We start from the raw sequence: 14,223 nt of genomic DNA on the forward strand, positions 1-14,223 counted from the left end.
CTGTTTTGGCCTCATCGGGGGCAAGCCCCCTCCCACATATGACCGCATTGCCAAGTCTGGCACCGATCAAAATGTGGGAGGGGGCTTGCTCCCGATGAGGCCCTCGCAGCCAACAAAAAACCCGCCGGCCAAACGGGCCCAGCGGGTTTCTTGTTTATGCAGCCAACAGATCAAAAATCCGCCAACTGCCACACTTCATACGCTGGCGTTTCGTACGGGTGACTCAGTTTGAGCGCAGCCACAACAGCCACGATCCACTCATCCGCCACCACCAGCTCAACCTTCCATTCTTCCACCACTTCAACTTGGCCCACCTGCCCGATAAACGGCTGGCTGCCGTCCAACGCGCGAAATTGGCCCTGCCCCAGCACTTGCCAGGCGCAGTTGTCGTAGTCGCCGATGCGCCCGCCGCCGGCTGTGAAGACGGCGGTTTTCACCGTCTCCACGTGGCTGTCAGGTACGAAGAAGGCGAGCTTGTACATTGCCTTAGTTCACCCAAACGCGGGCGTTGCGGAACATGCGCATCCACGCACCGTCTTCATCCCACTCTTCCGGGCGCCACGAGTTCTGCACGGCGCGGAATACGCGCTCCGGGTGCGGCATCATGATGGTCACGCGGCCGTCGCGGCTGGTGAGGCCGGTGATGCCGCGCGGCGAGCCGTTCGGGTTGGCCGGGTAGTTCTCGGTGACCTTGCCGTGGTTGTCGACGAAACGCAGGGCCACGGTGCCGGACAGGTCGGCTTCGAGCAGGGCTTCTTCGCTGGCGAACTCTGCATGGCCTTCACCGTGGGCGATGGCGATCGGCATGCGCGAACCGGCCATGCCTTGCAGGAAGATCGAGTTGGACTCCTGCACCTGCACCATGGCGACACGGGCTTCGAACTGCTCGGAACGGTTACGCACAAAGTGCGGCCAGAACTCGCTGCCCGGGATCAGTTCGCTGAGGTTGGACATCATCTGGCAACCGTTGCACACACCCAGGGTGAAGCTGTCGTTGCGCTCGAAGAAGCCCTGGAACGCATCGCGGGCGCGGCTGTTGAACAGGGCAGACTTGGCCCAGCCTTCACCGGCACCCAACACGTCGCCGTAGGAGAAACCGCCGCAGGCGACCAGGCCTTTGAACGCGTTGAGGTCAACGCGACCGGCGAGGATGTCGCTCATGTGCACGTCGATCGCATTGAAGCCGGCACGGTCGAACGCCGCCGCCATTTCCACCTGTCCGTTGACGCCCTGCTCACGCAGTACGGCAACCTGTGGGCGAATGCCTTTCTTGATGTAGGGCGCAGCGATGTCCTGGTTGACGTCGAAGCTGAGCATGGTGCTCAGGCCCGGGTTGTCTTCTTCCAGGATCACGTCGAATTCCTGCTCGGCGCAGTCGGCGTTGTCGCGCAGGCGCTGGATCTGGTAGCTGGTCTCGGACCACTGGCGTTGCAGCAGGCGGCGCTGGCCGGTAAAGACCGTGTCACCGTTGAACGAGATATTCACTTCGCCGTTGTTGATCGGCTGACCGATCACCGCCACGCACTCAGCCAGGCCAGCGGCGCTGAACTGTGCCAGCACGTCTGGAGTCGCGTCCTGACGCACCTGGATCACCGCACCCAGCTCTTCGTTGAACAGGATGCCGTTGATTTCGGCAGCGTCCTCGGCAACGCTGTCGAGCACGATGTTCAGGCCGCAGTGACCGGCAAAGGCCATCTCGACCACGCTGGTCAGCAAGCCGCCGTCGGAACGGTCGTGGTAAGCCAGCAGGTGGCCGTCGGCATTGAGGCCCTGGATCACGGCGAAGAAGGCTTTCAGGTCTTCAGCGTCGTCGACGTCCGGCGCGTGCTTGCCGAGCTTGCCGTGGGTCTGCGCCAGGATCGAGGCGCCCATGCGGTTCTGGCCACGGCCCAGGTCGATCAGGATCAGGTCGGTGGTGCCCTTGTCCATGCGCAGTTGCGGGGTCAGGGTCTGGCGAATATCGGTGACCGGTGCGAACCCGGTAACGATCAGCGACAGCGGCGAGGTGACGCTCTTGTCGGTGCCGTCTTCATTCCAGCGGGTGGCCATGGACATGGAGTCCTTGCCCACCGGAATGGTGATCCCCAACTCAGGGCACAGCTCCATGCCGACAGCCTTGACGGTGTCGTACAGGCGCGCGTCTTCGCCGGGGTGGCCGGCTGCGGACATCCAGTTGGCCGACAGCTTGATGTCGGACAGCTTGCCGATGCGCGAGGCCGCGATGTTGGTGAGGGTTTCGCCAATGGCCATGCGGCCCGACGCCGGCGCGTCCAGCAAGGCCAGCGGCGTACGCTCGCCCATAGCCATGGCTTCACCGGTGTAGACGTCGAAGCTGGTGGCGGTGACGGCAACGTCGGCCACCGGTACCTGCCACGGGCCGACCATTTGGTCACGGGCCACCAGGCCGGTGATGGTGCGGTCGCCGATGGTGATCAGGAAGCTTTTGCTCGCCACGGCCGGGTGGTGCAGCACGCGTTCGATGCTGTCGACCAGTTCCAGGGTGCTTGGGTCGAAATCATCGCCCAGCTCGGCTTCACGTACCGCCGAACGGTGCATGCGCGGGGCTTTGCCCAGCAGCACTTCCAGCGGCATGTCCACCGGGCTATTGCCGAAGTGGCTGTCGGTGACGGTCAGCTGCGGCTCGGCAGTGGCTTCGCCGACCACGGCAAACGGGCAGCGCTCGCGCTCGCAGATGGCCTGGAAGCGCGCAAAGTCTTCAGGGCCGACCGCCAGTACGTAACGTTCCTGGGATTCGTTGCTCCAGATTTCGTGCGGGGCCATGCCTGGCTCGTCGTTTGGAATGTTGCGCAGTTCGAAACGGCCACCGCGCTCGCCATCGTTGACCAGTTCCGGGAACGCGTTGGACAAGCCACCGGCACCGACGTCGTGGATGAAGCTGATCGGGTTCTTGTCACCCAATTGCCAGCAACGGTCGATAACTTCCTGGCAGCGACGTTCCATCTCCGGGTTTTCGCGCTGTACCGAGGCGAAGTCGAGGTCGGCCGAGCTGGTGCCGGTGGCCATGGAGGAAGCCGCGCCGCCGCCCAGGCCGATCAGCATCGCCGGGCCGCCGAGCACGATCAGCTTGGAGCCAACCAGGATCTCGCCTTTCTGGACGTGTTCTTCACGGATGTTGCCCATGCCGCCGGCCAACATGATCGGCTTATGGTAGCCGCGCACTTCATCGCCACGCGGGGTGGTGATGGACTGCTCGAAGGTACGGAAATAGCCGGTCAGTGCCGGACGCCCGAATTCGTTGTTGAACGCGGCGCCGCCGAGCGGGCCTTCGATCATGATGTCCAGTGCGGTGACGATGCGCTCGGGTTTGCCGTACGGCACTTCCCACGGCTGTTCGAAGCCCGGAATCTGCAGGTTGGACACGGTGAAACCGGTGAGGCCCGCCTTGGGCTTGGCGCCACGGCCGGTCGCGCCTTCATCACGGATTTCGCCGCCGGAACCGGTGGCTGCGCCGGGGAACGGGGCAATCGCAGTCGGGTGGTTGTGGGTCTCGACCTTCATCAGGATGTGCACCGGTTCCTGCACCGCGCCGTACTGGCGGGTTTCAGGGTCCGGGAAGAAGCGGCCGGCGACGGAGCCGACGATCACCGAGGCGTTGTCCTTATAAGCCGACAGAACCCCTTCGCTGTGCATCACGTAGGTGTTCTTGATCATGCCGAACAGGCTTTTTTCCTGGCTTTCGCCGTCGATGTCCCAACTGGCGTTGAAGATCTTGTGACGGCAATGCTCGGAGTTGGCCTGCGCAAACATCATCAGCTCGATGTCGTGCGGGTTGCGCTTCAAGCCGATGAAAGCGTTGACCAGGTAGTCGATTTCGTCTTCGGCCAGGGCCAGGCCCAATTCGGTGTTGGCCTTCTCGAGGGCGGCGCGGCCACCGCCCAGCACGTCAATTGCGGTCAGCGGCTTGGGTTCGGCGTGGCTGAACAGGCCGGCAGCCTGTTCCAGCTGGCTGACGATGATCTGGGTCATGCGGTCGTGCAGGCTGCTGGCGATCAGCTCGGCCTCGGCGTCGCTGAACTGGCCGGCAACGTAGAACGCGATACCACGCTCCAGGCGCTGGATGCTCGAAAGGCCGCAGTTACGGGCGATGTCGCTGGCCTTGCTCGACCAGGGCGAGATGGTACCGAACCGTGGCAGAACCAGGAACAAGCGGCCGGTCGGCTCTTGAACGGGAACGCTGGGGCCGTACTTCAGAAGGCGTGCGAGCACTTGCTGTTCGTCGGCGGTCAAGACGCCGGCTACGTCGGCGAAGTGAGCAAATTCAGCATACAGGCCTGTAACAGCTGGAACCTTCTGGCTCAGTTGCTTGAGGAGTTTGCTGTGGCGAAAGGCAGAAAGGGCAGGAGCGCCGCGCAGGATCAACATCTTCGGGACAGCCTCGGGAAGGGGTGTGCTTTGAGGCCGTGCATTCTAGCGTAAACCTTCGCCAACGGCACCCGAAACGCTACCGTTGGCCGCTGCCGAACGTCAGTTGGCACGGTTTGCATGGGGCCCTGGGGTGTTCCCCGGCAGCGGGCGCAGATATTTTAACCGTCACAATCGGGCGCCAAGCCACGTTTCTGCGGGCTGCAGCACAGTTTTGGCGGCGCTAGCAGACAAGTCCACCGCTGTCGAGATATGGCGCCGTGGGCCGTTTGCGTATACTGCGCAGATGTTCTCCCCAACTGTTTTGCGCCCGCGATGCGCCAAATGGCTCATCGCCACCGGACTCTTCCTGATGCTCAGCGCCTGTGTTGATAAACCCAGCACGCTCGAGCGAATCAAGGAGGATGGCGTATTGCGGGTGGTTACCCGGAACAGCCCGGCGACGTATTTCCAGGACCGCAACGGTGAAACCGGTTTCGAATACGAGCTGGTAAAGCGCTTCGCCGATGACCTGGGCGTTACGCTTAAAATCGAAACCGCTGACAATCTGGATGACCTGTTCGGTCAGTTGGGCAAACCCAACGGCCCGGTGCTGGCCGCCGCCGGCCTGGTCAGCAGCGAACAGCGCCAGCAGCAGGTGCGCTTCTCCCACCCGTACCTTGAAGTCACGCCGCAGATCATCTACCGCAACGGCCAGTCACGACCGACCAACGCGGCGGACCTGGTCGGCAAGAAGATCATGGTGCTCAAGGGCAGCACCCACGCCGAGCAGTTGGCGGCGCTGAAAAAGCAGAATCCTGCCATCGAATACGAAGAGTCCGACGCCGTTGAGGTGGTCGATCTGCTGCGCATGGTCGACGAAGGGCAAATCGACCTGACCCTGGTGGACTCCAACGAAGTCGCCATGAACCAGGTGTACTTCCCCAACGTGCGCGTGGCGTTCGACCTGGGCAACGCCAGCAACCAAAGCTGGGCGGTGGCCGCCGGTGAAGACAACAGCCTGCTCAACGAAATCAATAGTTACCTGGACAAGGTCGAGAAGAACGGCACCCTCCAGCGTCTGAAAGATCGCTATTACGGGCACGTCGATGTACTCGGCTACGTCGGCGCCTATACCTTCGCTCAGCATCTGCAGCAGCGCCTGCCCAAGTACGAGAAGCACTTTCGCGCCTACGCCAAGGAAGAAAAGGTCGACTGGCGACTATTGGCGGCCATCGGCTATCAGGAATCGCTGTGGCAACCGGCAGTCACCTCCAAGACCGGCGTGCGCGGCTTGATGATGCTGACCCAGAACACCGCCCAGGCGATGGGCGTGTCCAACCGCCTGGATGCCAGGCAAAGCATCATGGGCGGCGCCAAGTACCTGGCCAAGATCAAGGACGAGCTGGACGACAAGATCGCCGAGCCCGACCGCACCTGGTTTGCCCTCGCCGCCTACAACGTCGGCACCGGCCACCTGGACGACGCGCGCCTGCTGGCGAAAAAGGAAGGCCTGAACCCGAACAAGTGGCTGGACGTGAAGAAAATGCTGCCGCGCCTGTCGCAGAAGCAGTGGTACAGCAAGACGCGCTACGGTTATGCCAGGGGCGGCGAGCCGGTGCATTTTGTGGCGAACATCCGGCGCTACTACGACATCCTGACCTGGGTGACCCAGCCGCAGTTGGAGGGTAACCAGGTGGTCGAAGGCAATTTGCATGTGCCGGGTGTGGATAAGACCAAGCCGCCGGAAGATAACCCGCAGTTGTAAACACGATTACCAAACACCGCAAAACAAATGTGGGAGCGAGCTTACTCGCTCCCACATTTTTAGTCCGCGTACACCCGTCTGGTTATTTCCACCAGTATTCGACCTGCACACCAACATTCAGTCGAAAAACTCCACGGCGCGGTAACTTTTGCTGCTCTTACCCAGGAAGGTATTGCCGGTGTAAACCAGGCCAGTGCCGGGGCCTTCGCCGTACTGCAAGGCAACCGCCTACGCTCAGCGCACCATCGAAGCCCTGCCCCGCGGCAAGAACGACCAGGCACACCTCGACCTCGAGGGCCAAAGCCATGTGATCGTGGTGAGCAACCAGACGTTTTTGCAGGATGGGCGGCAGTACGAGTACACCGAGTCGCGGCATACGCTGGATAAGTTTACTTTTCGGATAGTGTGCGGGACTGAGTATAGGTCGGGAAGATCATTGCACTGCGATGCTTTTTGCCAGCCCTGCCGTCCATGCAGCAGTCATCTTCTCTCCTACCGCCGCGAACTCTGGGTGAGTGCTCCCTGGTAGCTTCCGTCGTACTTCTTCGCGGTTCCCCATCCCGATAAAACGCACATGTCCTCGAAACCGAGGTAGGCGCTTTCACTGATGTCGAACCGTTTCACCACAAGGAGCTTACCGTGCTCGCTGAGCTGGAATTCAGGCACCTCCAGGCCGCAATGGAATGCAGCCCGCATGCAGAAAAATTCGTTGGCTGCCAACTGAGGAAAGTCAGACTCGTTGAACGCCTTCACCAAATGCGTCGCGCCCCGATGGGTGAGACGTTCAATACCGGGGGCCATGTCGTCAACGTCGCGTACCAACACTTTGGGTTGAACACCCGACACCCCCGAGTAGGCTGCGTAGGTTTTCAGAAGATCATCAAACAGGTCTTTCGCCCCGTCATAAACCAATAGCTCGGACAGTTTGACCCCAGGCAGTGGCTCACCACCCGCATCATGGGCAACACTGATGCGACCTAACTGGTGTGGGCCCACGATACCCAGCAAAGCGAAGTCGTCAAAGCCGCGCACTGACTTGCTGAAACGCCGCACAAGCTCATCCTTGAGATGCCCCTCGGGAATGTGCATCTCGAACAGAGGATGGATCCCATACTCCCAGTTGTAACTCTCCAAGCGCACCGGCATCGTCAGGGATACGGCATTCTCTTCGCTGACAGTGTCGTTATACGAGAAAATCGTATCGCGCCGGTTCTCTGCACCCCGCCCGAGCGTTCCAGCAGGCACACCGCCTACGCCGATATATAGCCGTTCACTTTGACTCGTCATGGATGTTTCCCGATTTCAGCTCATCAAGGGTCATGCGCCGACGCTTGGGGATGGCGGTCAACTCATATCCCAAGCCTTCAAGAATGGCTGCAACCTTGCGAATCCCGATTTCCGGGATGGTATTGTTCTCAATCCCCGAGATGGTGGCGCGACTCATGCCATGCCGCTGCGCGAGCTGGCTTTGTGAAAGGCCAGCCGCCTTGCGGAGGTTCTTGATCAGTATTCCTAGATCGCCCATACCAAAATGCATCCAATACAATGCAAAAATAAATAATTTTGCCTAAATGCACGCTATACGATGCATTTAATCTTGAGCAGTCCTTTTATACACTTATGGCTTTTAGTTGAGTGTTTACACACCAGAAACACAAACCTCCCGCCAAGCAGACTGTGCAAAAACGTAGCCTGTGAAGCAGCTTGTTACCGTTGAGATATGCCGCTACTTGGCAAACAAATACAACCTTCCGTAGGATGCGTTCGTGGCTATGGAACACCTTCCTTCTAACCTCCGATGACCTAGGGGTTTCGCTCTCCACACTGCGCCTGCTTCTTGCAGGCGTTTTTACATCAGCTGTAAAACCATACTGCAACTCGTCCACGACGGCGGCCAAGGGAGAAAAACAAGCATGAATCAGGGTCTTTTCCTGCGTCGCCGTAGCAAAGTTCACGTCCCGATGGGAACTGGCGGTGCCACGCGCGCTCAGGTCGCGTCGGCTGTCCGGGAAGTCGCGGCATTCCGATGCGTACTATCAGAACCTCTGATTGAGCAAATCGGCATGTTGTCAGCGACAGAGCTCAAGCACTGGTTGCGCGAAATTGTCGGAGTCCTGCGGCGGCAAACTGGCGCTCATGTACACCACAAGCCATTTTATCCTGACTTTCCAGAGCAGGTTCTGACGGCCTCAGAGGCGGAGTTATACCTTAACGCCGTCATCCACTACCTCACGCTTTGGCGTTTACCGCCGTCTGAACACTCTCGACCTGCGATGCTTGAGGGCAACTTCATATCCCGCGTGATCGAACCGGGAAGCGTCTCTGAGTTCGAGTCACTGCTCGAACCACTCGTGTCATCGCGCACTTCACTCTCCGAGGAGGACGCTGCCGATGTCGCCTGGTTTATCCGAACGTACAAAAACGATGTGTTCCGCCTACTGCCTGAAGCTATTCCGTTCCGGGAGATCCGTGCACAGGTTGGCGGCGCACTTATCCTGCAGGTAGCCGGCGATGCACGGGTGGACGCATTCCTTGAGAAAAACGTCGAAACGGCGACTGACGTGCTACGACTCGCGGTCGCTCTGAGTGGTGGAGACGTGTCACTGGCGACAGCTTCGACGCGTTTCACAGCGATGAAGCGCTCGATACGCCGTCTGCTTTTGCGCCTACTCGACCAAATACCCAACGCTGTAGAAGACGTGATGCGCCATGCTGAGCACTGGAAACGCCTGGCTGAAGTACTGCATCCGGGCGACTACGCGGATAAACACCCACGAGCGCTAGCCGCCATCACGGCAGCACGCCGCAACGAAGCGCCAGCCTCATTTGGATCACGTGTCGAAACATTGCTTGCCTTGCGTCACATTTCCACGCTTACGCCCCTACTACAGAGTCGTCCTGGTGAGTTCGCACGAAGGCTGGACGCGACCCTGCGGCGCGCGACGGACCCAGAATCGGTTCTCGACGCGTTCGAGTCGGTTGCGACACAAGTGTCCTCACCTGTGCTGCTGCAGTTACTGGCCCAGGTACGTGCGTCACGCCCCCTCCCCCTGCGAGCCTTTACGCCGAAAGGTGCATTTGCCAAAGTTTATGGCATCAAGGATCGACGCGAACCTCTCGCTCCCGCCGTATTGGATCGTGCAGCCAGAATCTGCGAGGGCGCACTCATAACGCGTTTTGCGTCGCTACCGCCACTAGGCCGCTGTTTCATCGATCCAGCATTACGCGAATACAGAGTGCCGCTGGCACAGCGTGCCTCATCGAAATCGCTACGTACGCTGGTGCGGGGCAGTCGATTGCCTATGCCTGACACACGTTTCATTCGCCTGTTCCTATGGTGGAAGAACGGTCGTGGACGCACAGACATCGACTTGTCTGCCGCCTTTTTCGACGCCAACTTCGCGTTCAAACAAACGGTCGCGTACTACAACCTGAAGGATTTCGGCGGCTACCACAGCGGCGATATAGTCGATGCGCCCAAAGGGGCTTCGGAGTTCATCGACCTCGACCTCGATGTCCTCGTCGAAAAGGGTATTCGCTATGTCGTCACGTCTATCAACTCATACACCGAGCAACCGTACTGCGATCTTCCAGAATGCTTCGCCGGCTGGATGGCCCGTGTCGACGTGGCATCGGGTGAAATATTCGAACCACGCTCCGTGTTCGACCGTATCGATATCGCATCCAACACAGGGATCTGTCTGCCATTCGTAATGGACTTGCAGGAACGACGCATGATTTGGGCCGATCTGGGACTCACTGCATCTGCGCGGTGGAACAACGTCCGGAACAATCTCAGTGGGGTATCGTTGATGCTGCGAGCTTTGGTACATACACCAAGGCCGGATTTGGAGACCCTGTTCGATTTACATGTTCGAGCACGAGGGGAACGAGTGGCTTCACCGCAGCAGGCACAGGCGGTATTTGCGCCTGATCAAGGGATAACACCGTTCGATACGGATTTGATTCGATCACAGTTTCTCTAATACCTACGCCAGGCTGTGCCGTGGCGCCCAGCGCACTCAGCACATCTGCCGACAGCCCACCCGGCAGTTTCAGCAATGCTTCCAGAATCTGCCAGACCCAAAAAGCCAAAAGCCCGCAATTACGCGGGCTCCAGGGCATTTCTTGCTAGATCGTGCCGGACAATGCCGGACGTCTAATCATTCCCACTCAATCGTCGCCGGCGGCTTGCTCGACACGTCGTATGTCACGCGCGAGATGCCTTCGATTTCATTGATGATACGGCCGCTGACGGTTTCCAGCAGTTCGTACGGCAGGTGTGCCCAACGGGCGGTCATGAAGTCGATGGTTTCCACCGCACGCAGGGCCACGACCCATGCGTAACGACGGCCATCGCCTACAACGCCTACGGATTTGACCGGTTGGAACACCACGAACGCCTGGCTGACCTTGTGGTACCAGTCGGCCTTGCGCAGTTCTTCGATGAAAATGTGGTCGGCGCGACGCAGCAGGTCGGCGTATTCCTTCTTCACTTCACCCAGGATGCGCACGCCCAGGCCCGGGCCTGGGAATGGGTGGCGGTAGACCATGTCGTACGGCAGGCCGAGTTCCAGGCCCAGACGGCGGACTTCGTCCTTGAACAGTTCGCGCAGCGGTTCTACCAGCTTGAGGTTCATTTCCTCAGGCAGGCCACCGACGTTGTGGTGGGACTTGATCACGTGGGCCTTGCCGCTCTTGGCGCCAGCCGACTCGATGACGTCGGGGTAGATGGTGCCTTGGGCGAGGTACTTGATGTTGTCCAGGTGTTTGGCCTGGGCATCGAAGACGTCGATGAAGGTGCGGCCGATGATCTTGCGCTTCTTCTCCGGGTCGGACTCGCCGGCCAGGTTGGTGAGGAACTGCTCTTCGGCGTTGGCGCGGATCACCTTGACGCCCATGTTCTCGGCGAACATGGCCATCACTTGCTCGCCTTCGTGCAAGCGCAGCAGGCCGTTGTCGACGAACACGCAGGTCAGTTGGTCGCCGATGGCTTTGTGCAGCAGTGCAGCAACCACGGAGGAGTCAACACCGCCGGACAGGCCGAGCAGCACGTTGTCGGTACCGACCTGGGCACGCACCTGGGCGATGGCGTCTTCAGCGATTTTCGACGGCGTCCACAGGGCTTCACACTCACAGATGTCGAGGATGAAGCGCGACAGGATGCGCCCGCCTTGTTTGGTGTGGGTCACTTCAGGGTGGAACTGCACGCCGTAGTAGCGACGCTCATCGCTGAACATGCCGGCGATCGGGCAGCTCGGGGTGCTGGCCAGGACGTGGAAGTCTTCCGGCATCTTGGTGACCTTGTCACCGTGGCTCATCCACACGTCGAGGCCGAACAGGCCGTCGGCGTCGATGTGGTCTTCGATACCGTCCAACAGGCGGCTCTTGCCGACCACGTCAACCCGCGCATAACCGAATTCACGCAGCTCGGAGCCTTCAACCTTGCCGCCCAGTTGTTCGGCCATGGTCTGCATGCCGTAGCAAATGCCGAAGACCGGTACGCCCAAGTCGAACACCGCCTGCGGGCAGCGCGGGCTGTTGGCTTCGTGCACGGACTCGGGGCCACCGGCGAGGATGACGCCTTTGGGTGCGAATTCGCGGATCGCGGCGTCATCCATGTCGAACGGGTGCAGTTCGCAGTACACGCCGATTTCACGCACGCGGCGGGCGATCAGTTGGGTGTACTGGGAACCGAAGTCGAGGATCAGGATGCGGTGGGCGTGAATGTCGAGGGCCATGAAGTCAGTCTCGTCTAATGAATCAGAAACAACTCGGGGCTGAAAGAACAGCCCCGGTTACTTAACGTTTTGCTGGAAGCCTCAACCTACGCGGTAGTTTGGCGCTTCCTTGGTGATCTGCACGTCGTGGACATGGGATTCAGCCATGCCGGCGCCGGTGATCCGCACGAACTCTGGCTTGGTGCGCATTTCTTCGATGTCGGCGCTGCCGGTGTAGCCCATCGAGGAACGCAGGCCGCCCATCAGTTGATGGATGATCGCGCTCAGGGTGCCTTTGTACGGCACACGGCCTTCGATACCTTCCGGGACGAGCTTCTCGGCGCCTGCCGAGGAATCCTGGAAGTAGCGATCGGACGAACCTTGCGCCTGGGACATGGCGCCCAGCGAACCCATGCCACGGTAAGCCTTGTACGACCGGCCCTGGAACAGTTCGATCTCGCCCGGCGCTTCTTCGGTACCGGCGAACATCGAGCCCATCATCACGCAGGAAGCACCGGCAACGATGGCCTTGGACAGGTCACCGGAGAAACGGATGCCGCCGTCGGCGATCAACGGCACGCCGGTGCCTTCAAGGGCCGCGGCGACGTTGGCGATGGCGCTGATTTGCGGCACGCCGACACCAGCGACGATACGCGTGGTGCAGATCGAGCCAGGGCCGATACCGACCTTGACCGCGTCAGCACCCGCTTCGGCCAGCGCCTTGGCGGCAGCGCCAGTGGCGATGTTGCCGCCGATCACCTGCACGTCAGGGAAGTTCTGCTTGACCCAGCGCACGCGATCGATCACGCCCTTGGAGTGACCGTGAGCCGTGTCGACCACCACCACGTCAACACCGGCGGCGACCAGGGCCGACACGCGGTCGCCGGTGTCTTTACCGGTACCAACGGCAGCGCCAACGCGCAGACGACCTTGGTCATCCTTGCTGGCCAGCGGGTAAGCCTTGGCTTTTTCGATGTCGTTGACGGTCATCATGCCCTTGAGGGCGAATTTGTCGTCGACGATCAGCACGCGCTCGATGCGGTGCTTGTGCAGCAGTTCACGCACGTCGTTCTTGTCGGCGCCTTCCTTGACCGTGACCAGACGCTCTTTAGGCGTCATCACTTCGCGGACGGTGACTTCAAGACGGTTCTCGAAACGCACGTCACGGGACGTAACGATGCCGACCAGGTCGCCATCGTGCAGTACCGGAACGCCGGAGATGTTGTGCAGCCGGGTCAGTTCGAACAGATCGCGTACGGTGGCGTCAGCTTCGATGGTGATGGGATCTTTCACCACACCGGCTTCGTAACGCTTGACCTTGCGCACTTCGGCAGCTTGCTGCTCGATAGTCATGTTCTTGTGGATGATGCCGATGCCGCCTTCCTGAGCCATGGCGATGGCCAGACGGGCTTCGGTGACGGTGTCCATGGCAGCGGAAACCAGGGGAATATTCAGCTCGATGCCACGGGTTAGGCGGGTCTTGAGACTGACTTCGTTAGGAAGCACCTCGGAATAACCGGGCACTAGGAGAATGTCGTCGAATGTCAGAGCTTCTTGGCTGATACGCAGCATCGCGGGGGCTCCCGAGCGGGAAAATGGAAGCGCGCCATTATACTCAGACACCCCTCAGGTCTCAACGTAAAACTCTGACATATTTGGGAATAGTGATAGATGGAGAAATCTGGCTTCGCCTGATCGTTCCCGCGCTCTGCGTGGGAATGCCGCCTTGGACGCTCTGCGTCCCACCGTTGAGGTGACGCGGAGCGTCACAGGATGCATTTCCACGCGGAGCGTGGGAACGATCATCGGGGGCAAACCTACAGCTCGACCTTGACCCAAGCGATCTTCTGGTCCAGCCAATCGGCAAATTCGTCGATAAAGCTTTGCTTGAACCCCGCCTCTGCCCAATTGTTGAAGATAAAGCCCAGATTGGAAAACCCGCATTCCTGCAGGAACAGGAAGCCGTTGATGTCGTCTTCGTGCCCACACAGCGGGCAGGTAAAGTTGTCGGTGTGGCCGGGCATCCAGTCTTCCAGGCTGTCGAACAGGGCTTCACCGACTTCCTTGCGGCACTCCGGGCAGCCGGCTTCTTCAAGAAACCCCTTGGCCGGCGTATAGATGCAGCGTTTGTAGATGATTTCCAGGCCATTAACCGGTTCGTTGAACGGCAGCGCCTGCGGGTGCAGCACCACCGCACGGGCGCCGTCGGCCAGGGCGTAGGCCATGCGATTGCCGGTGCGGCCGCAGGTGGTCAGTTCTTCCTTGATGATGTTCTTGCGCACCAGCCAGCGCACGATGGCCCGCGCGCGCGGCTCGTGGACGGGCAAGGTGGAGATTTTCGGAACAAGGATGCTTTGGGAGTTCATGGGAGTC

Annotated in this window: 8 protein-coding genes and 2 pseudogenes; 3 read left to right on the top strand and 7 right to left on the bottom strand. The window is 60.1% G+C overall.

The annotated features are described in order from the left end of the window. Nucleotides 1–170 precede the first annotated feature (170 nt). Together C4J90_RS21375 and purL are read right to left on the bottom strand one after the other, a co-directional pair. Nucleotides 171–482: an NGG1p interacting factor NIF3 gene (locus tag C4J90_RS21375; RefSeq protein ID WP_124420763.1), complete on the bottom strand. Its 312-nt coding sequence runs from the start codon at nt 480–482 to the stop codon at nt 171–173. A 4-nt stretch (nt 483–486) separates the two neighbouring features. Next, nucleotides 487–4,383 (bottom strand): phosphoribosylformylglycinamidine synthase, encoded by a 3,897-nt coding sequence (purL, locus tag C4J90_RS21380; RefSeq protein ID WP_124420764.1) that lies wholly within the window; start codon nt 4,381–4,383, stop codon nt 487–489. A 286-nt stretch (nt 4,384–4,669) separates the two neighbouring features. Here purL and mltF point away from each other — a divergent pair, with 286 nt between their 5' ends. Together mltF and C4J90_RS21390 are read left to right on the top strand one after the other, a co-directional pair. Further along, the gene (gene mltF, locus C4J90_RS21385; RefSeq protein WP_124364278.1) at nt 4,670–6,130 is read left to right on the top strand and encodes a membrane-bound lytic murein transglycosylase MltF; all 1,461 of its coding nucleotides are present in this window, start codon (nt 4,670–4,672) and stop codon (nt 6,128–6,130) included. Between the two features lie 226 nt (nt 6,131–6,356). After that, nucleotides 6,357–6,527, top strand: a pseudogene (locus C4J90_RS21390) (UTRA domain-containing protein); the annotation flags it as partial. Between the two features lie 122 nt (nt 6,528–6,649). On the opposite strand, the pseudogene C4J90_RS21395 reads toward C4J90_RS21390, so the two are convergent. Continuing rightward, nucleotides 6,650–7,417 (bottom strand): annotated as a pseudogene (locus tag C4J90_RS21395) (type II toxin-antitoxin system HipA family toxin); the annotation flags it as partial. Further along, entirely contained in the window at nt 7,401–7,655 is a 255-nt protein-coding gene (locus tag C4J90_RS21400; protein WP_124364279.1) for a helix-turn-helix transcriptional regulator, read from the bottom strand. The gene C4J90_RS21400 and the pseudogene C4J90_RS21395, both read right to left, overlap by 17 nt. A 388-nt stretch (nt 7,656–8,043) precedes the next feature. Between C4J90_RS21400 and C4J90_RS21405 the strand changes: the two genes are divergently transcribed. Further along, the gene (locus C4J90_RS21405; RefSeq protein WP_124420765.1) at nt 8,044–10,116 is read left to right on the top strand and encodes a TerD family protein; all 2,073 of its coding nucleotides are present in this window, start codon (nt 8,044–8,046) and stop codon (nt 10,114–10,116) included. Between the two features lie 177 nt (nt 10,117–10,293). Here the strand turns inward: C4J90_RS21405 and guaA are convergent, their stop codons facing one another. From guaA to C4J90_RS21420, 3 genes are all read right to left on the bottom strand, one after another. Then, nucleotides 10,294–11,871: a glutamine-hydrolyzing GMP synthase gene (guaA, locus tag C4J90_RS21410; RefSeq protein ID WP_124420766.1), complete on the bottom strand. Its 1,578-nt coding sequence runs from the start codon at nt 11,869–11,871 to the stop codon at nt 10,294–10,296. Nucleotides 11,872–11,952: 81 nt separating this feature from the next. After that, complete coding sequence (gene guaB, locus C4J90_RS21415; RefSeq protein WP_015885726.1) at nt 11,953–13,422, bottom strand: IMP dehydrogenase; 1,470 nt, start codon at nt 13,420–13,422, stop codon at nt 11,953–11,955. Between the two features lie 245 nt (nt 13,423–13,667). After that, nucleotides 13,668–14,216: a sugar ABC transporter ATPase gene (locus C4J90_RS21420; protein WP_124364282.1), complete on the bottom strand. Its 549-nt coding sequence runs from the start codon at nt 14,214–14,216 to the stop codon at nt 13,668–13,670. Nucleotides 14,217–14,223 lie beyond the last annotated feature (7 nt).

It is taken from the genome of Pseudomonas sp. R2-60-08W, from assembly GCF_003852335.1.
GTDB lineage: Bacteria > Pseudomonadota > Gammaproteobacteria > Pseudomonadales > Pseudomonadaceae > Aquipseudomonas.

What these genes read in the sequence shown, in the direction of transcription:
- C4J90_RS21405 (WP_124420765.1), top strand. Translation starts at nt 8,044, where the DNA reads ATGAATCAGGGTCTTTTCCTGCGTCGCCGTAGCAAAGTTCACGTCCCG.
- guaB (WP_015885726.1), bottom strand. Translation starts at nt 13,422, where the DNA reads ATGCTGCGTATCAGCCAAGAAGCTCTGACATTCGACGACATTCTCCTA.
- C4J90_RS21420 (WP_124364282.1), bottom strand. Translation starts at nt 14,216, where the DNA reads ATGAACTCCCAAAGCATCCTTGTTCCGAAAATCTCCACCTTGCCCGTC.
- C4J90_RS21375 (WP_124420763.1), bottom strand. Translation starts at nt 482, where the DNA reads ATGTACAAGCTCGCCTTCTTCGTACCTGACAGCCACGTGGAGACGGTG.
- C4J90_RS21400 (WP_124364279.1), bottom strand. Translation starts at nt 7,655, where the DNA reads ATGGGCGATCTAGGAATACTGATCAAGAACCTCCGCAAGGCGGCTGGC.
- guaA (WP_124420766.1), bottom strand. Translation starts at nt 11,871, where the DNA reads ATGGCCCTCGACATTCACGCCCACCGCATCCTGATCCTCGACTTCGGT.
- mltF (WP_124364278.1), top strand. Translation starts at nt 4,670, where the DNA reads ATGTTCTCCCCAACTGTTTTGCGCCCGCGATGCGCCAAATGGCTCATC.
- purL (WP_124420764.1), bottom strand. Translation starts at nt 4,383, where the DNA reads ATGTTGATCCTGCGCGGCGCTCCTGCCCTTTCTGCCTTTCGCCACAGC.